The organism is Xenophilus azovorans DSM 13620 (assembly GCF_000745855.1).
GTDB lineage: Bacteria > Pseudomonadota > Gammaproteobacteria > Burkholderiales > Burkholderiaceae_C > Xenophilus > Xenophilus azovorans.
The window spans coordinates 62,052-79,751 of sequence record NZ_JQKD01000005.1 but is presented as its reverse complement, the minus strand read 5'-3'; the positions used below and the strand labels follow the sequence as shown (position 1 = coordinate 79,751).

At 71.8% G+C, this 17,700-nt stretch carries 15 protein-coding genes; 9 read left to right on the top strand and 6 right to left on the bottom strand.

The window, feature by feature from the left end:
* Nucleotides 1-5: 5 nt before the first annotated feature.
* Both Q392_RS03240 and Q392_RS03235 read right to left on the bottom strand, forming a co-directional pair.
* A complete protein-coding gene (locus tag Q392_RS03240) occupies nt 6-1,190 on the bottom strand; it encodes a substrate-binding domain-containing protein (protein WP_038201210.1) in 1,185 nt (394 codons plus the stop codon).
* Between the two features lie 153 nt (nt 1,191-1,343).
* The gene (locus tag Q392_RS03235) at nt 1,344-2,858 is read right to left on the bottom strand and encodes a sigma-54 interaction domain-containing protein (protein ID WP_038201208.1); all 1,515 of its coding nucleotides are present in this window, start codon (nt 2,856-2,858) and stop codon (nt 1,344-1,346) included.
* A 164-nt stretch (nt 2,859-3,022) separates the two neighbouring features.
* On the opposite strand from Q392_RS03235, the gene Q392_RS03230 reads away from it, so the two are divergent.
* The 6 genes from Q392_RS03230 to Q392_RS03205 all read left to right on the top strand — a co-directional run bounded on the left by Q392_RS03230 (nt 3,023) and on the right by Q392_RS03205 (nt 11,112).
* On the top strand, nt 3,023-3,748 hold the full coding sequence (locus tag Q392_RS03230; RefSeq protein WP_038201206.1) for a CerR family C-terminal domain-containing protein: 726 nt from the start codon (nt 3,023-3,025) through the stop codon (nt 3,746-3,748).
* The gene (locus Q392_RS03225; protein ID WP_051952834.1) at nt 3,745-5,277 is read left to right on the top strand and encodes an efflux transporter outer membrane subunit; all 1,533 of its coding nucleotides are present in this window, start codon (nt 3,745-3,747) and stop codon (nt 5,275-5,277) included. The genes Q392_RS03230 and Q392_RS03225 overlap by 4 nt, the downstream gene beginning before the upstream one ends.
* A 184-nt stretch (nt 5,278-5,461) precedes the next feature.
* Nucleotides 5,462-6,700, top strand: a complete 1,239-nt coding sequence (locus Q392_RS03220) for an efflux RND transporter periplasmic adaptor subunit (protein WP_038201204.1) — start codon at nt 5,462-5,464, stop codon at nt 6,698-6,700.
* A 9-nt stretch (nt 6,701-6,709) separates the two neighbouring features.
* Nucleotides 6,710-9,823, top strand: coding sequence for an efflux RND transporter permease subunit (locus tag Q392_RS03215; protein WP_038201203.1), 3,114 nt, complete (start codon nt 6,710-6,712; stop codon nt 9,821-9,823).
* A 109-nt stretch (nt 9,824-9,932) separates the two neighbouring features.
* Nucleotides 9,933-10,583 carry a trimeric intracellular cation channel family protein gene (locus tag Q392_RS03210; RefSeq protein WP_051952832.1) on the top strand — a complete coding sequence of 217 codons (651 nt, stop codon included), beginning with the start codon at nt 9,933-9,935 and terminating at the stop codon, nt 10,581-10,583.
* 19 nt (nt 10,584-10,602) lie between these two features.
* Nucleotides 10,603-11,112 (top strand): GNAT family N-acetyltransferase, encoded by a 510-nt coding sequence (locus tag Q392_RS03205; protein WP_038201189.1) that lies wholly within the window; start codon nt 10,603-10,605, stop codon nt 11,110-11,112.
* Between the two features lie 18 nt (nt 11,113-11,130).
* Here Q392_RS03205 and Q392_RS03200 read toward each other — a convergent pair whose 3' ends face one another.
* From Q392_RS03200 to Q392_RS03185, 4 genes are all read right to left on the bottom strand, one after another.
* Nucleotides 11,131-11,415 (bottom strand): hypothetical protein, encoded by a 285-nt coding sequence (locus Q392_RS03200; protein ID WP_157007737.1) that lies wholly within the window; start codon nt 11,413-11,415, stop codon nt 11,131-11,133.
* A gap of 142 nt (nt 11,416-11,557) precedes the next feature.
* A complete protein-coding gene (locus tag Q392_RS03195) occupies nt 11,558-13,072 on the bottom strand; it encodes a tripartite tricarboxylate transporter permease (protein WP_038201186.1) in 1,515 nt (504 codons plus the stop codon).
* A gap of 10 nt (nt 13,073-13,082) precedes the next feature.
* Nucleotides 13,083-13,625 carry a tripartite tricarboxylate transporter TctB family protein gene (locus tag Q392_RS03190; protein ID WP_038201769.1) on the bottom strand — a complete coding sequence of 181 codons (543 nt, stop codon included), beginning with the start codon at nt 13,623-13,625 and terminating at the stop codon, nt 13,083-13,085.
* A gap of 218 nt (nt 13,626-13,843) precedes the next feature.
* Nucleotides 13,844-14,803, bottom strand: a complete 960-nt coding sequence (locus Q392_RS03185; RefSeq protein ID WP_038201185.1) for a Bug family tripartite tricarboxylate transporter substrate binding protein — start codon at nt 14,801-14,803, stop codon at nt 13,844-13,846.
* Nucleotides 14,804-14,925: 122 nt separating this feature from the next.
* Here Q392_RS03185 and Q392_RS03180 point away from each other — a divergent pair, with 122 nt between their 5' ends.
* From Q392_RS03180 to Q392_RS03170, 3 genes are all read left to right on the top strand, one after another.
* Nucleotides 14,926-15,606, top strand: coding sequence for a response regulator transcription factor (locus Q392_RS03180; protein WP_038201181.1), 681 nt, complete (start codon nt 14,926-14,928; stop codon nt 15,604-15,606).
* Nucleotides 15,607-15,805: 199 nt separating this feature from the next.
* Nucleotides 15,806-17,227 (top strand): sensor histidine kinase, encoded by a 1,422-nt coding sequence (locus Q392_RS03175; protein WP_038201165.1) that lies wholly within the window; start codon nt 15,806-15,808, stop codon nt 17,225-17,227.
* Between the two features lie 41 nt (nt 17,228-17,268).
* Complete coding sequence (locus Q392_RS03170; RefSeq protein ID WP_038201162.1) at nt 17,269-17,691, top strand: RNA-binding S4 domain-containing protein; 423 nt, start codon at nt 17,269-17,271, stop codon at nt 17,689-17,691.
* Nucleotides 17,692-17,700: the final 9 nt, after the last annotated feature.

The window sequence follows — 17,700 nt, the reverse complement described above, 5'->3', positions numbered from 1 at the left end:
CCCGATTACCGCTTGTTCTTGATGGGGATGTCCATCTCGGACGCCTTGATCTCGTGCACCAGCTCCGGCACGCCCCAGGCGAAGGCCGGGTCGTTCTTGATCTTGAAGTGGTACATGCTCTGCATGGCCTGGTGGTCTTCCTTGCGGAAGGTCATCGTGCCCTTGGGCGTGTCGAAGCTCATGCCTTCCATGGTGCTGATGAGCTTGTTGGTGTTCGTGTCGCCGCCCGTTTTCTTCAGCGCCGTCACGACCGCCATCGCCGCCGAGAAGCCGCCGGCCGTGAAGAAGTCCGGCGGCGTCTTGTATTCCTTGTAGTGCATCGACACCAGCGCGTCGTTCACCGGGTTCTTCGGGATGCCGAAGTAGTAGTAGGTCGCACCCTCCATGCCCGGGAACTGCTTGTAGCTCGCCATGGCCGGCAGGATGTTGCCGCCGGTAGCGATCTCGATGTTGTAGCGCTTGAGGTCCAGGTCGGCGATCTTGAAGGGGTTGCCCGCGCCGGCCCAGATGATCCAGATCACCTTGCGGCCGGGCTGGTCCTTGAGCTTGTCGATCAGGCGCTGCGCGCCGGCGGTGAAGTCGGTGGTGTTGGCCGGCAGGTATTCCTCGTGGACGATCTTGGCCTTCTTGACGGCGTCCTTGAAGGCCTTCACGCCGTCGCGGCCGAAGGCGTAGTCCTGCGCCAGCGTGGCGATCACGGTGCCGGGCTTGTCCAGCGCGACGGCGTTGCTGATCGCGTCCTGGCTGGAGTTGCGGCCGGTGCGGAAGATGTACTTGTTCCACTTGTCGCCGGTGATGGAGTCGGCCACGGCGGGCTCGACGATCAGCACCTTCTTGTACTCCTCGGCCACCGGCAGCATCGCCAGGGCCACGCCCGAGGAGCTGGGGCCGACGGCCAGCGCGGCCTTGTCGTCGGAGTAGGCGGCGGCCAGCAGCGACTTGCCCAGGTCGGGCTTGCCCTGGTCGTCCTTCTCGATCACCACCAGCTTCTTGCCGTTGACGGCCATGGTGCCGCCGGTGGCGTACTCCAGGCCCATCATCAGGCCGGCCTGCGTCTGCTTGCCGTAGGCTTCCAGCGGGCCGGTCTTGCTGTAAACGTGGGCGATGCGGATCTCACCCGACTGGGCCCAGGCAGGGGCGGTGGCGACGGCCGCAAGTGCGGCGCAGGCGATGAGGTGGCGACGGTGCATGGGAGGTCTCCTTCTGTCAGATGACTGGATATTGCACAGTTCGTGCCATCCACCCAACCTGCTGTCACAAAAGGAAATTCTTCCGCGCTCACCCCTGAATTGACTGAATTTCAGTCGTTTGATTTGACTGAAATTCAGACATTTGTCCAATGTTTACTCAGGGTTTTCCAGGCGCCCGTAGAGCGTGGCGCGAGAGATGCCCAACAGCCGCGCCGCCTTGAGCTTGTTGCCGCCGGTGTGCGCCAGCGCCGCCTGGATCGCCCGCCGCTCCAGCCCCGCGACCTGCTCGGCCAGCGGGCGCAGCAGGGCCGCCTCGTCCTGCGCCGGATCGCCCGGCTCCGGCGGCGCGGCCGGCGCGACCTCGCCCGCCCCCGCCTGCCGCAGGATGCGCGTGAGCTGCGCCGCATCCACCCGCCGCGAGTCGCTGTGCATCGCTACCTGCTCCAGCACGTTGCGCAGCTCGCGGATGTTGCCGCGCCAGCGCTGCCCGGCCAGCAGCGCCAGCGCGTCCGGCAGCAGCTCCGGCGGCGCGTCGCCGGTGCGCTGCGCCATCTCCTCGCCCAGCGCCTCCACCAGCGCCGGGATGTCGGCGCGCCGCTCGCGCAGCGGCGGCACGCGGATGGGCAGCACGTTCAGGCGGTAGTACAGGTCTTCGCGGAAGCGCCCCTGGCGCACCATCTCCGGCAGGTCGCGCGAGGTGGCGGCGATCACCCGCGCGTCGAAGGGCACCAGCTTGTTCGAGCCCAGCGGCTCGATCTCGCCCTCCTGCAGCGCGCGCAGCAGCTTGGCCTGCACGGTCGGCGGCATGTCGCCGATTTCGTCCAGGAACAGCGTGCCGCCGTCGGCGAACTTGAACTTGCCCTCGCGCCCGCGCCGGTCGGCGCCGGTGAAGGCGCCGGGCGCGAAGCCGAAGAACTCGGCCTCCAGCAGCGTGTCGGGCACGGCCGCGATGTTGACGCTGACGAAGGGTCCGGCCGCGCGCGCCGAGGCGCCGTGGATCGCGTGCGCCAGCAGTTCCTTGCCGGTGCCCGTCTCGCCCAGCAGCAGCACCGGACTGGTGGACTGCGCGGCGCGGCGCGCGTGGCGCTTGACCTCCGACGCCGCCGGGCTGCTGCCGATGAAGCTGGCCAGGCTGTATTTGGCCTGGCGCGGCGCCTCGCCGCCGCGCGCCGCGCGGGCGCGCTGGCTGGCCAGCTCGCGCCGCGCCTCGTCCAGGTCGCGCTGCAGCAGCGCGAACTTGCTGATCAGCGGCTGCAGCGTGGTCTGCGGATGGTCGAACAGCACGATGCCGATGGCGCCGATCAGCTCGCCCGGCGTGCCGTCGGGGCGCTCGTCGCGCAGCGGCAGGCGGCTCACGACGAAGGTGCCTGCCTTGTTGGTCAGCAGGTCCACCAGCACCGGTTCGCCGGTCTCCAGCACGCGGCGCATCTGCGTGTTGGGGATCACGTCCTCCACCATGTGGCCGAGGAACTGGTCGACCGAGGCGAAGCCCAGGTCGGGCAGGAAGCGGCGGTAGCCCTCGTTGACCCACACGATGCGCCCCGTGCGGTCGATCAGGAACATGCCCTGGCTGATGCTGGAGAACAGCTGGAACATGGAACGCGCCGCCAGCGCGAGGATGCCCTCGGCGTCCAGCGGCAGCGCGGGCGATGGGGATGCGGCGGCCATGGCGCACGATCGTAGCCTGCGCATCCGGCATCAATCCGCCACGCCATCGTCATCAATGCGCCGGCAGGGTCCGCCCACAATGCAGGCGGGCAGGCAATGCCCCTGTAGGCGCCGTGGCCGAGTTCAATCAAACGATTGACCTTCGTGCTCTAATCTGCCCCTCGATGCCCATCCCCCCGATCACGGCGGCGCGCGGCGCGCGCAGCGACGGCCTGGAGGCGCGCAAGCGCCTGCTGCTGGCCGCGCTGCGCCTGTTCGCCGAGCGCGGCTTCGCCAAGACCTCCACGCGCGAGATCGCGCAGGCCGCCGGCGCCAACCTCGCGGCCATCAGCTACTACTTCGGCGACAAGGCGGGCCTGTACGCGGCCTGCTTCAGCGAGCCCATGGGCGGCAACGCCGGCGACCTGGTCGCACTGTACGACGCGCCCGGGCTGGAGGTCGGCGAGGCGCTGCGCCGCTTCCTCTCCAGCTACGTCGAGCCGCTCAAGCGCGGCGAGATCGTGCGCCAGTGCATGCGGCTGCACATGCGCGAGATGCTCGAGCCCACCAGCCAGTGGGCCAAGGAGTTCGAGCGCGACATCAAGGGCCCGCACGCCGCGCTGGTGCGCATCCTGTGCCGGCACCTGGACGTGAAGCCCGACGACGACATCCACCGCCTGGCGCTGGCCATCACCGGCCTGGCGCTGCAACTGTTCGTGGCGAACGACTTCGTGCTCGCCGTGCGCCCCTCGCTGATGCGCCGCGCGCAGGACATCGACCTGTGGGCGCAGCGGCTCGCGCAGTACGCCGTCGCGCTCGTCGAGGCCGAGGCGAAGCGGCGCGCCCCCGCGTCCTCGCCGCCGGCGGCCACACGCATCCGGCGCACCCGCGCCCGCACCACCACCGCATGAACCGCTTCCTTCCCCCTGCCCCTCCCTTCAGGTGCGCCGGCCTGTGCCTGGCCGCGCTGGCGCTGGCCGGCTGCGCGCTGGGCCGCCCGCCGGCCCAGGTCGAGGCGCCGGTGCCGGCACGCTGGCAGTCGCCGGTGCCGGCCGAGGCGCTGGCGCACGGCGGCTCGCTGTCCTCGCTCGACCAGTGGTGGCGCCAGGCCGGCGACCCGCTGCTGGCCGACCTGGTCGATGCCGCCCAGGCGGCCAGCCCCAGCGTGGCCAGCGCCGCCGCGCGCATCGCCGAGGCGCGCGCCAGCCGCGTGCAAGCCGGCGCGGCGCTGGCGCCCAATCTGGAAGGCACGCTGTCCGCCACCCGCAGCGCCTCGCCGACCACCGGCGTCGGCGGCACGGGCACCGGCACCGGCGACACGGGAAGCGCCGGCCTGGGCGCGTCCGGCGCCATCCCGGCGGTCACCGTCCTGCAGGCCGGCCTGCAGTCGAGCTGGGAGATCGACCTCTTCGGCGGCCTGCGCGCCGGCCGCGACGCCGCCGCCTCGCGCCTGGCGGCCAGCGAGGCGAAGTGGCACGACGCGCGCGTGGCCGTCGCCGCCGAGACGGCGAACGCCTATTTCGCCGAACGCGCCTGCGCGCGCCAACTCGCCGTGGCGGAATCGGACACGCGCTCGCGCCAGGAAAGCGCCCGCCTCACCCAGCTCTCGGCCGACGCCGGCTTCACCGCGCCGGCCGACGCCGCGCTGGCCCGTGCCGGCGCCGCCGACGCGAGCGGCCGCCTGGTGCAGCAACGCGCCCAGTGCCAGGTGCTGCGCCAGGGCCTGGTGGCGCTGACCGGGCTGGACGCGCAGGACCTCGCGCGCCGGCTCGACGAGCGCCCCGTCGACCTCGCCCTGCCCGCGCTGCACCCCGTGAGCAGCGTGCCGGCGCAGACGCTGGCCCAGCGGCCGGACGTCTACGCCGCCGAACTCGCCGTGGCCGCCGCCAGCGCCGAGGTGGGCCAGATGCAGGCGCAGCGCTATCCACGCCTGTCGCTCACCGGCTCCATCGGCCGCATGCAGCTGCGCGTGAGCGGCTTCCGCGAGACGCTGGACACCTGGAGCATCGGCCCCGTGGCGCTCACGGTGCCGATCTTCGACGGCGGCACGCGCGCCGCCAACACCGAGGCGGCCAAGGCCCGCTACGAGGAGGCGGCCGCGCAGTACCGCGCCGGCGTGCGCCAGGCCGTCAAGGAAGTGGAAGAGGCCCTAACCAACCTCCAGGCCACCGACGAGCGCAGCGCCGACGCCGAGCGCGCGGTGAAGGACTACCAGGCCTCCTTCGACGCCACCGAATCCCGCTGGCGCAGCGGCATGGCCAGCCAGTTCGAGCTGGAGGAATCGCGCCGCACCCTCTTCGCCGCGCAGACCGCCCGCGTCGGCCTGCAGCGCGAGCGCGCCCAGGCCTGGGTGTCGCTCTACCGCGCCCTCGGCGGCGGCTGGGCGCGCCCCGACGCGCCGCAGGCCGCCCGCGACGGCGCCCTCGCCCCGAAGCCCTGAGAAGGCGTGAACGAACCCGACATGCCCGCTCATCCCGCCAAAACGCACCCGCTCCGCGTTGCAAATGCTCGCCATAGCCCGAGCTATGGCTGCGCTTTGCGCCTTGATCGGGCACGTTTTGACGGCCTGCTCGGGCACGCCGGATTCATTCACACCTTCTGAGAACTTCGCCATCCATCGCACCATGACACGCTCCAAGCGCAACCTTCTCATCGCCGCCCTCCTCGTGCTGGCGGCGGCCCTGGCCTTCTGGCTGATCGCCAGGCCCTCGGGCGACGCCCCCGCGGGCGGCCGCGACGCGGCCAAGGCACCGGACCCGGCCGCGCCGCGCCCGGCGCTCGCCGTCACTGTCGCCTCGCCGGAGCCGGCCGAGCTGAGCGTGACGCTCGCGGCCAACGGCAACATCGCCGCCTGGCAGGAGGCCAGCATCGGCTCCGAGTCCAGCGGCCTGAAACTGGCCGAGGTGCGCGTCAACGTGGGCGACGTGGTGAAGAAGGGCCAGGTGCTGGCCGTCTTCACCGGCGACACGGTGCGCGCCGACGTGGCGCAGGCCCAGGCCAGCCTGGCCGAGGCCGAGGCGCAGGCGGCCGACGCCGCCGCCAATGCCGAGCGGGCCCGCACGCTGGAGAAGACCGGCGCGCTGAGCCAGCAGCAGATCAACCAGTACGTGACGACGGCGCAGACCGCCCAGGCCCGCGTGCAGGCGGCGCGCGCCGTGGTGGCGGCGCAGCAGGTGCGCAGCCGCAACACCCAGGTGCTGGCGCCCGACGACGGCGTGATCTCCGCCCGCGGCGCCACCGTGGGCAGCGTGGTGAACGCGGGCACGGAGCTGTTCCGCCTGGTGCGCCAGGGCCGGCTGGAGTGGCGCGCCGAGGTCACCTCCGCCGAGCTGTCGCGCATCGCGCCGGGCACGCCGGCCGTCGTGACCGCCGCCAGCGGCGAGCAGGTGCGCGGCACGGTGCGCACCGTGGCGCCGACGGTGGACCCGCAGACGCGCAACGCCCTGGTCTACGTGGACCTGCCGGGCGCGCTGCAGAAGACGGGCGCGAGCGCCGCACGGCCGCCCGAAGGCGCGAGCACCCCCTCGGGGGGGGGCGCCGGACGCGAAGCGCCAAGCCTGGGGGCCATCAAGGCCGGCATGTTCGCGCGCGGCGACTTCGAGCTGGGCAAAAGCAACGCGCAGACCGTGCCGCAGGCCGCCGTGGTGCCGCGCGACGGCTTCAACAACGTGATGGTGGTGCAGCCCGACGGCCGCGTGCAGCAGACCCGCGTGGAGACCGGCCGGCGCGTCGGCGACCGGGTGGAGATCACCTCGAAGCTGCCGGCCGACGCCCGCATCGTGGTGCAGGGCGCCGGCTTCCTCAACGACGGCGACCTGGTGCGCGTGGTCGACGCGCCGGCGCCGCAGGGCGCGCCCAAGTAAGGAGCAGCGATGAACGTCTCGGCCTGGTCCATCCGCAACCCCATCCCGGCGGTGATGATCTTCGTGCTGCTGACGCTGGCGGGCCTGTTCTCGTTCCGCGCCATGAAGGTGCAGAACTTCCCGGACATGGACCTGCCGGTGGTCATCGTCACCGCCGCGCTGCCCGGCGCCTCGCCGGCGCAGCTCGAGAACGACGTGGCACGCAAGATCGAGAACTCGATCGCCACGCTGCAGGGCCTCAAGCACATCACCTCCACGCTGACCGACGGCTCGGCCACCATCGCGGCCGAGTTCGTGCTGGAGAAGCCGATCCAGGAGGCGGTGGACGACGTGCGATCGGCCGTCAGCCGCGTGCGTTCCGACATGCCGGCCGACCTGCGCGACCCGATCGTCACCAAGCTGGACCTGGCCTCGCAGCCGATCCTGGCCTTCGCCATCGCCTCCGACCGGCTGGACGACGAGGGCCTCTCGTGGTTCGTCGACGACACCATCGCGCGCCGCCTGATGGCGGTGCCGGGCGTCGGCGCGGTCAACCGGGTGGGCGGCGTCGCACGCGAGATCCGCGTGGCGCTGGATCCGGCGCGCCTGCTGGCGCTGAACGCCACCGCGGCCGACGTCTCGCGCCAGCTGCGCCAGGTACAGCAGGAAAGCGCCGGCGGACGCACCGACCTGGGCGGCGCCGAGCAGCCGGTGCGCACCATCGCCACCGTGCAGTCGGCCGACGAGCTGCGGCGCATGCAGATCCCGTTGTCGGACGGCCGACGCATCGCGCTGGCCGACGTCGCCACCGTCGACGACACGGTGGCCGAGCCGCGCGCCGCCGCCCTGCTCAACGGCAAGCAGGTGGTGGGCTTCGAGGTGGCGCGCAGCCGCGGCGCCAGCGAGGTGGAGGTGGGCGCCGGCGTCGAGAAGGCGCTGCAGCAACTGCAGAAGGACTTCCCTCACATCCACCTCACGCGCACGCTGGACTTCGTGAAGATCGCCGCCGAGGAGTACGACGCCTCGATGCACCTGCTGTACGAGGGCGCGCTGCTGGCGGTGCTGGTGGTGTGGCTGTTCCTGCGCGACTGGCGCGCCACCATCGTCTCGGCGGTGGCGCTGCCGCTGTCGGTGATCCCGGCCTTCATCGGCATGTACCTGCTGGGCTTCTCGATCAACATCATCACGCTGCTCGCGCTGTCGCTGGTGGTCGGCATCCTGGTGGACGACGCGATCGTCGAGGTCGAGAACATCGTGCGCCACCTGCGCATGGGCAAATCGCCCTACCAGGCCGCGATGGAGGCGGCCGACGAGATCGGCCTGGCGGTGGTCGCCACCACCTTCACGCTGATCGCGGTGTTCCTGCCCACCGCCTTCATGAGCGGCGTGGTGGGCAAGTTCTTCAAGCAGTTCGGCTGGACGGCGTCGCTGGCGGTGTTCGCCTCGCTGGTGGTGGCGCGGATGCTCACGCCCATGATGGCCGCCTACATGCTCAAGCCGCTGGTAGCACAGGAGAAGGAGCCGACCTGGCTCGCCACCTACATGCGCTGGGTGCAGGCCTGCCTGCGGCACCGCTGGCGCACCATGATCGGCGCCACGCTGTTCTTCTTCGTCTCGCTGGCGCTGATCCCGCTGCTGCCCTCCGGCTTCATTCCGCCGGACGACAACGCCCAGACCCAGGTGCGTGTGGAGCTGCCGCCCGGCGCCCGGCTGGAGCAGACCATCGCCACCGCCGAGCAGGTGCGCCAGCGGCTGCTGAAGATCGACCACGTCGGCGACATCTACACCGCCATCGGCGCCGGCAGCGCGGGCGCCGACCCGTTCTCGGGCAACTTCGTCGAGGCGCGCAAGGCCACGCTGACGCTGCAGTTGGCGCCGCGCGGCACGCGGCCGAAGAAGCAGGTGATCGAGCAGCAGATCCGCGAGGCGCTGGCCGACCTGCCCGGCGTGCGCTGGGGCGTGGGCCTGGGCGGCTCCAACGACAAGTACGTGCTGGCCCTGTCCGGCCAGGACCCGCTGGCGCTGCGTCAGGCGGCCACCGACGTGGAGCGCGAGTTGCGCACCATCCCCGGCATCGGCAACGTGACCTCGCTGGCCGGCCTGGTGCGGCCCGAGATCGTGGTGCGGCCCGACTTCGCCCGCGCCGCCGACCTGGGCGTGACCAGCGCGGCCATCGCCGACACGCTGCGCGTGGCGACGATGGGCGACTACGACAGCCAGCTGCCCAAGCTGAACCTGGCCGAGCGGCAAGTGCCGATCATGGTGCGCCTAGCCGACAGCGCGCGGCAGGACCTCGCCCTGCTCGGCCGCCTGGCCGTGCCCGGCGCGCACGGGCCGGTGCGGCTGGACGAGGTCGCCACGCTGCAGCTCGCCGGCGGCCCCGCCGTCATCAGCCGCTACGACCGCGCGCGCAACATGAACTTTGAGATCGAGCTGTCCACGCGCGGCCTGAACGACGTGACCGAGGCGGTGCGCCAGCTGCCCGCGGTGAAGAACCTGCCCCCGTCGGTGCGCATCATCGACGTGGGCGACGCCGAGGCGATGGCCGAGCTGTTCACCGGCTTCGGGCTGGCGATGCTCACCGGCATCGTGTGCATCTACATCGTGCTGGTGCTGCTGTTCAAGGACTTCCTGCAGCCGGTCACCATCCTGGCGGCGCTGCCGCTGTCGCTGGGCGGCGCCTTCGTCGGGCTGCTGCTGGCGGGCAAGAGCTTCTCCATGCCCTCGCTGATCGGCCTCATCATGCTGATGGGCATCGCGACCAAGAACTCCATCCTGCTGGTGGAGTACGCCATCGTCGCGCGCCGCGAGCACGGCATGAGCCGCTGGGAGGCGCTGCTGGACGCCTGCCACAAGCGCGCCCGCCCGATCATCATGACCACGCTGGCGATGGGCGCGGGCATGCTGCCCATCGCCGTGGGCTGGGGCGCGGCCGACGCCAGCTTCCGCTCGCCCATGGCCACCGCCGTGATCGGCGGGCTGATCACCTCCACCGTGCTCAGCCTGCTGGTGGTGCCGGCCGTGTTCACCTACGTGGACGATGTGGAGCACTGGATCCGCCGCACGGTGCGGCGCGTGCGGCGGCAGCCGCCGGACCCGCACATCGACGACGACCTGCGAGGGGCGACCGATCCGGTGCGCTGAAGACGCGTCGGGGGTGCGGCGCTTCGACAAGCTCAGCGTGAACGGTGAGGGGTGTGAACGGGCGAGGCCTCACCGTACCATTCGGCTCCCCGCTCCGCCTTCATGCTCCATGCCCGCCACGCCGCTCGCCCACGTGCTGACGCTGTCCAACGCCCACACCCTCGTCGAGGCCGCCGGGACGCTGGCCTTCGCGCTGTCGGGCCTGCTGGAGGCCGCGCGCAAGCGGCTGGACGCGGTGGGCGTGGTCATGGTCGCCGGGCTGGCGGCCTTCGGCGGCGGCACGCTGCGCGACGTGCTGCTCGACCGGCGCCCCTTCTTCTGGGTGCAGCATGGGCTGTGGCTGTGGGCGCTGCTGGCGCTGTGCATCGCCGCCATGCTGTTCCTGCGCGCGCGGCACTTCGCCTGGACCGAGCGCGCCATGCAGTGGCCCGACGCGCTCGGCATGGGCCTGTTCGCCGCCAGCGGCACGCAGATCGCGCTGGCCGCCGGCATGCCGGCGCTGGTCGCCGTGCTGATGGGCGTGATGACCGCCGTGTTCGGCGGCGTGCTGCGCGACATCGTGTGCAACGAGATCCCCCGCGCCTTCTCCGACCACCGCCCCTATGCGCTGTGCGCCTTCGCCGGCGGCTGGGTGGTGGTGGCGGCGCAGGGCGCCGGCCTGGCCGAATGGCTGGGGCTCACCGTGGCGGCGGCCACCGCCGCGCTGCTGCGCGTGCTGGCGATGCTGTGCGGCTGGACGCTGCCGGCGTGGAGAACATGAGCCACCCACGGACGCCCCCATGACTTCCCCTGCCTTCACCCTGCGCCCCGCCACGCCCCGGGACGTGCCGGCCATCGTCGGCATGATCCGCGAGCTGGCCGAGTTCGAGCGGCTCGAGCACCTGATGGAAGCCACGCCCGAGCGCCTGGCCGCGCAGCTCTTCGGCGAACGGCCCGCGGCCGAGGCGATGGTGGCCATGGCGGACGGCGAGGCCGTCGGCTACGCCCTCTTCTTCCCGACCTTCTCCACCTTCCTGGCCCGGCCCGGCCTGTGGCTTGAAGACCTCTACGTGCGCCCCGCATGGCGCAGCCGTGGCCTCGGCCGGGCCCTGCTGGCGCGCGTGGCCGCACTGGCTGCCGAGCGCGATTGCGGCCGGCTGGAATGGAGCGTGCTCGACTGGAACCGGCGCGCCATCGCGCTCTACGAGGGAATGGGCGCCACCGTCATGCCGGACTGGCGCATCTGCCGCGTGACCGGCGAGCGGCTGGCGGCGCTGGCTGCAGGCGGCGACGCCTCCAGCGAAAGCTGAGAGGAAGACCGGCCGGCCTCAGCGCCGGTCAGAGGCGAGCCGCTGCGCGCGCGCGACGGCGGCCTCCAGCACCTGCAGTTCGGTCGGGCTCGCGCGCATGCGCTGGGCCTCCTGCTTGAGGATGCCTCCACCCTCGTCGCCGGCCAGGCTCTGCAGCTGCGACTGCAGTTCACGCCGCCTGCGCACCAGCGCGACGGTGGGGGTTTCCTTGGTGCGGCGCCCGACGCGGCGCCAGATGAGCACGGCGGCGATCACGACGATCAGCGCAGCCGCGATCCAGGCCAGCAAGGTCCAGAGGGTCATCGATGGGTGGGTGTTCGGCGCGCGCGGCAGCGCGGCCATGCAGGAACAAAGACAGTCGAGTCTAGGGGCACACCCTCTCGTGTGCGGAGAGTGTTTCTCCTTGCAACATTCTCATTAGCCGCCGATGGCCCACCGCATCCGCTCACGCCGCCTGTTCACGCAGCCGGCGCTGCGACATGCGCTTGGCCACGCGCGGCAGCACGAGCACCGCCAGCACCACGACGATCAGCGCCAGCGACATCGGCCGCTGCAGGAACACCAGCGGGCTGCCCTCGCCGATGGACAGCGCGTTGCGCAGCTGCGCCTCGGCCAGCGGCCCGAGGATCATGCCCACCACCACCGGCGCCGTCGGAAAGTCGAAGCGCCGCATGATCACGCCCAGCACGCCGATGGCGTAGAGCAGGAACAGGTCGAAGGCGCTCTGCCGCATGCCGTAGGCGCCCACCGTGGCGAAGATCAGGATGCCGGCGTAGAGCTGCGGCTTCGGGATCTTCAGCAGCTTCACCCACAGGCCCACCATCGGCAGGTTCAGCACCAGCAGCATCACGTTGCCGATGTACAGCGACGCGATCAGCGCCCACACCAGCGCCGCGCTGGTGGTGAAGAGCTGCGGCCCGGGCTGGATGCCGTAGTTCTGGAACGCGCCCAGCAGGATCGCGGTGGTGTTGCTGGTCGGGATGCCCAGCGTCAGCAGCGGGATCAGCGCCGCCGTCACGGTGGCGTTGTTGGCGGCCTCGGGGCCGGCCACGCCCTCGATGGCGCCGGTGGTGCCGAACTCGGCCTTGTCCTGCGGGTCCTTCGCCATCTTCTTCTCGGTGGCGTAGCTCAGGAAGGTCGGGATCTCGGTGCCGCCGGCCGGAATGCAGCCGAAGGGCGTGCCGATGGCGGTGCCGCGCAGCCAGGCGCCGATGGAGCGCTTCCAGTCGCGCCGCGTCATGTGCACGCGGCTCAGGCGGTTCTGGCTCTCGACGACGCGGCCCTCGTACAGCACGGCGTACAGCACCTCCGCCACCGCGAACAGGCCGACGGCCACGAGCACGATCTCGATGCCGTCCAGCAGCTCGGGGACGCTGCCCACGTAGCGGCCCTGGCCCGAGATCTGGTCCATGCCGACGCAGCCCACCGCCAGGCCGACGAACAGCGCCGTCATGCCGCGCAGCGTGCTCTTGCCCAGCACCGCGCTCACGGTGGTGAAGGCCAGCAGCATGAGCATGAAGTACTCGGGCGGGCCGAGCTTGACGGCGAAGTCGGCGACGTAGGGCGCGAACAGCGTGACGATCACGGTGGCGATGGTGCCGGCGACGAAGGAGCCGATCGCCGCCGTCGCCAGCGCGGCGCCGGCGCGGCCGCTCTTGGCCATCTTGTTGCCCTCCATGGCCGTGACCATGCTGGCGGTCTCGCCCGGCGTGTTCAGCAGGATGGAGGTGGTCGAGCCGCCGTACATGGCGCCGTAGTAGATGCCGGCGAAGAAGATCATCGAGGCCGTGATCTCCACCTTGGCGGTGATGGGCAGCAGCATCGCCACGGCCACCGCCGGGCCGATGCCGGGCAGCACGCCCACCGCCGTGCCCAGAGCGCAGCCCAGCAGGCACCACAGCAGGTTGGAGAAGGTGATCGCGTGCGAGAAGCCGACCAGGAGCGCGTTGAAGATGTCCATGGTGCCTCCCTCAGAGCCAGCCGCTGTTCGTCAGCCCCGGCAGGCTGATCGCCAGGAACTTGGTGAAGGTCCAGTACACCGGCGCCGAGATGATGAGGCCCACCAGGACGTCGACGATCCAGGTGCGCGGCGCGTTGGCGATGGGCTGCCCGCCGGCCCGCCGCAGCCCCTGCACCGCCAGCAGGTAGCACAGCGCGCAGCTCAGGATGAAGCCGATCGCGGTGATCAGCGATGCGTTCAGCAGCAGCCCGGCAGACACCCAGACGAAGCCCGTCCAGTACGGCGGATGGGCCGGCGCGCCCTCCTCGTCCATCTCGCGGAAGCCGCCGGTACGCGCCTCCCAGAGGATCCAGGCGCCGCACACCGTGAGCACGACCGCGCACATCCACGGGAAGAAGTTCGGGCCGATGCCGCTGTAGCCGGCATCGGAGGAAATGCCCATGGCGCCCCAGCCCAGCCCCAGGCCGGTGGCGAGGACGCCCAGCCCCACCAGCGTCTGGGGCCAGTTGCCGCCCTGGCCGGGCGCGCGTTCCTTGGTGTTTGTCGTGGTCATGTTGCCTTTCTCCGCCATCGCGCGCAGGCGCGATGGTCAATGCGAGAGAAAAAGGCACGGGCCCCGCTCGCGTGGGTACCGTGCCGAAGCCGGCGGGCCCTTCGGCCCTTGGGCGTGTGACAGCGTGATGCGTCCGTCCTCTCAAGAAAACGCCGGGCCGCCCCAAGTTTTCTTGCCCCCTCGGGGGCGGGGTGGGCGCAGCCCGGCCCTGGGGGCGCTCAGACCATGCCGGACTGGGTCATGATGTCGCGCAGGTTGGCGAAGTCGTCGTCGACGAACTTGGCGAACTCGTCGCCCGAGAGCACCGCCGGCGTCCAGTCGTTCTTCTTCAGCGCCTCGGCCCACGAGGCCGACTTCAGCGCCGCCAGCACCATGTCGGTCAGCGCCTTCTTCTGCTCGGTCGTGATGCCGGGCGCGCCGTACACGCCGCGCCAGTTGCCGATCTCCACGTCGATGCCCTGCTCCTTGAGCGTGGGCACGCTGCTGCCTTCCAGGCGCGTGCCCGAGGTGACGGCGATGGCCTTCATCTTGCCGTCGGCGATGTAGGGCGCGAACTCGCTGTAGCCGCTGCCGCCGATGGTGACGTTGCCGCCGAGGATGGCAGCCGTCGCCTCGCCGCCGCCGCGGAAGGCCACGTAGTTGATCTTCTTCGGATCGACGCCGACCTGCTTGGCGATCATGGCCGCCGCGATGTGCTCGGTGGCGCCGCGCGAGCCGCCGCCCCACTTGACGCTGCCCGGGTCCTTCTTGAGCTGCGCCACCACGTCGGCCATGGTCTTGAAGGGCGAGTTGGCCGGCAGCACGAACACGTTGTACTCGCTCGTGATGCGGGCGATCGGCGTGGCCTGCGACAGGTTGACCGGCGGCTTGCCGGTGATGATGCCGCCCAGCATCACGGCGCCCATCACCATCAGCGCGTTCGGGTCGCCCTTGGAGCCGTTGACGAACTGCGCCAGGCCCAGCGCGCCGGCGGCGCCGCCCTTGTTGTCGTAGGCCACCGTGTCGGCCACCTTCGCGTCCACCATCGCCTTGCCCAGGGCGCGGCCGGTGGTGTCCCAGCCGCCGCCGGGGTTGGCGGGGATCATCATCTTCACGTTGGCCGCGGCGCGGGCCGTGAGCGGCAGGGTGCCCGCGGCCGCCAGCGCGGCCAGGGACTTGAGGAAGGTGTCACGACGCATGTGGAAGGTCTCCTTGACTGATGGAATGGCACGCACGCTGCAGGCGCGTTGCGTGGCTATCATGCGCGCCGCTCCTGTCAGTTGGCTGTCCGGCACCTCGGGGAAAACACTGAGCGTTGAAGATGAAAGTGCTCCTGGTCGAAGACGACCCGGCCATGCAGGCCACCCTTCAGCGCACGCTGGCGCGCCGGCAGATCGACGTGCGGCCCTGCGGCGACGGCGCGCAGGCGCTCGAACAATGGCGCGCGCTGGAGCCCGACGTGGTGGCGCTGGACCTGAGCCTGCCCGGCCTGGACGGCCTGCAGGTGCTGGCCCAGGCCCGCGCCGCCGGGCTGCGCACGCCGGTGCTGCTGCTCACCGCGCGCGGCACGGTGGGCGACCGCGTGATGGGCCTGAACGCCGGCGCCGACGACTACCTGCCCAAGCCCTTCGACCTCGACGAGCTGGAGGCCCGCCTGCGCGCCCTGCGCCGGCGCCACCAGGAGGCGCCGGGCGCCGAGCCGGTGCCCACGCCGATGGAGCTGGGCGCGCTGCGCTTCGAGCCCGCCAGCGGCGCCATCTACCTGCGCAGCGAGCCGATGGAGCTGACCCCGCGCGAGCTGGCGCTGCTGCGCGCGCTGATGGCCCGCCCCGGCCACGCGGTGAGCAAGGAGCGGCTGTTCGAGCTGGTCTTCCCGGGCGAGGCGGCCGTGCAGTACGAGGCCATCGAGGTGGTGGTCTACCGCCTGCGCAAGAAGCTGGCCGGCACCGGCTGCGCCCTGATGACCCTGCGCGGCCTGGGCTACCTGCTGCGCAAGGAATGAAACCACCCCCGTTTCTCCCGGACTTCGCGGGTCTCATCCGAGCAGCCGCCAGAGGCGGCAGCCCTTCAGGCCGTCCAAGCCTGCGCAGGCAGGCTTGGAGCCGCGGCCTTCAGCCCCTCGAGGGGGCGCACCCAGCGGCCCGGCCAAGCCGGTTCCGCGGGTGCCCCCGCAAAACGACTGCGCCAGACTCGCGCATCCCATGCCATTGAGCACCGCGCCCCGCCGCACCTCGCTGCGCTTCCGGCTGCTGCTGGGCCTGCTGGCGCCGGTGGCGCTGTTCATCGTCATCAACAGCGTCAGCGTCTACCGCCAGGCGCTGGCCGCCGCCACCACCGCCTACGACCGCACCCTGCTGGCCTCGGCCAAGACCATCGGCGAGCAGCTCGACGTGACCGGCTACGACGAGGCCGCCGTGCTGCGCGCCACCGTGCCCTACTCCGCGCTGGAAGCCTTCGAGGCCGACAACCAGAGCCGCATGTACTACCGCGTCTCGACCCAGCGCGGCGAGCTGGTTTCCGGCTTCGAGGAGCTGCCCTTCTGGCACGGGCGCCTGCCGGACCGGCCGCCCTACGCCGCGCTGGTCGACTTCTACGACGACCGTTTCCGCGCCCGCCCGGTGCGCGTGGCCGTGCTGCTGCAGCCGGTGGCCAGCAGCCAGGGCCGCGGCATGGCGGTGGTGCAGGTGGCCGAGACGCTGGAGCTGCGCGAGGCGCTGGCGCGCCGCCTGCTGGTCGACATGCTGTGGCGCCAGCTCCTGCTGGCGGCGGTGATCGCGGGCGTGACGGTGCTGGTGGTGCAGCTGGCCACGCGCCCGGTGCGCGCGCTGGGCCGGGCCATCGAGGCGCGCGCGGCCGGCGACCTCTCGCCCATCGACGCGCCCGACGCGCCGCGCGAGCTGCTGCCGCTGCTGGACGCGATGACCGGCGTGATGGGGCGGCTGCAGCGGCTGCTGGACCACCAGAAGCGCTTCGTGCGCGATGCGGCGCACCAGCTGCGCACGCCGCTGGCGGTGCTCAAGGCGCAGGTGCAGTCGGCGCGGCGCGGCGACCTGCCGGCGGCCGAGGCGCTGGCCGACATCGGCGGCACCGTCGAGCGCGCGACGCTGCTGGCCAACCAGATGCTCTCGCTGGCCAAGATCGAGCAGTTGCGCCAGCAGCCGGAATGGGAGACGCTGGATTTGGGCGAGGTGGTGCGCCAGGTGGCGCTGGACCTCTCGCCGCTGGTGGCGGACAAGGCGCTCGACTTCGAGCTCGCCGTGCAGCCGGCCGCCGTGCATGCGCACCGCTGGATGCTCACCGAGCTGGCGCGCAACCTGCTGCACAACGCCATCAAGCACAGCCCCGCGGGCGGCAGCCTGGCGGTGCGCGTGGCTGCGCAGGACGGCCGCGCCGTGCTGCGCGTGGGCGACGCCGGCCCGGGCATCCCGGCCGAGCTGCGCCAGCGCCTGTTCGCGCCCTTCGCCGCCGGCGACGTGGCGCGCGGCTCCGGCCTGGGGCTGGCCATCTGCCGCGAGATCGTCCACACGCTCGGCGGCGACATCGCGCTGGACAATCGCACGGCGCCCGACGGCCGCATCACCGGGCTCGACGCACTCGTCCGGCTGCCGCTGGCGCGACACTGAGCACTTCCCTCATCATCACACTCCGTCATACACACGCCTTCATGGAGCGCATGCGCATCGACAAGTGGCTGTGGGCCGCCCGCTTCTACAAGACCCGCTCGCTCGCGGTCGACGAGATCGAGCGGCACCGGGTGCAGGTCAACGGCGAGAACGCCAAGCCCTCGCGCGAGATCCGGCCGGGCGACACCGTCGCGCTGCGCCAGGGCGATGCGACGCGCACCGTGCGCGTGCTCGGCCTGAGCCTGCAGCGCGGCCCGGCGCCGGTGGCGCAGCAGCTGTACGAGGAAACCCCCGAGAGCCTGGCGGCCCAGGCCGCCGCGCGCGAGCAGCGGCGCGTGGCCCGCGAACCGGCGCTGGCCATCGAGCAGGGCCGCCCCACCAAGCGCGACCGCCGGCAGCTCGACCAGGCGCGCCACGGCTGGGGCGACCGCTGGAGCGCCAGCGTGGACGACGACATCAAGTAGGCTGCGCAC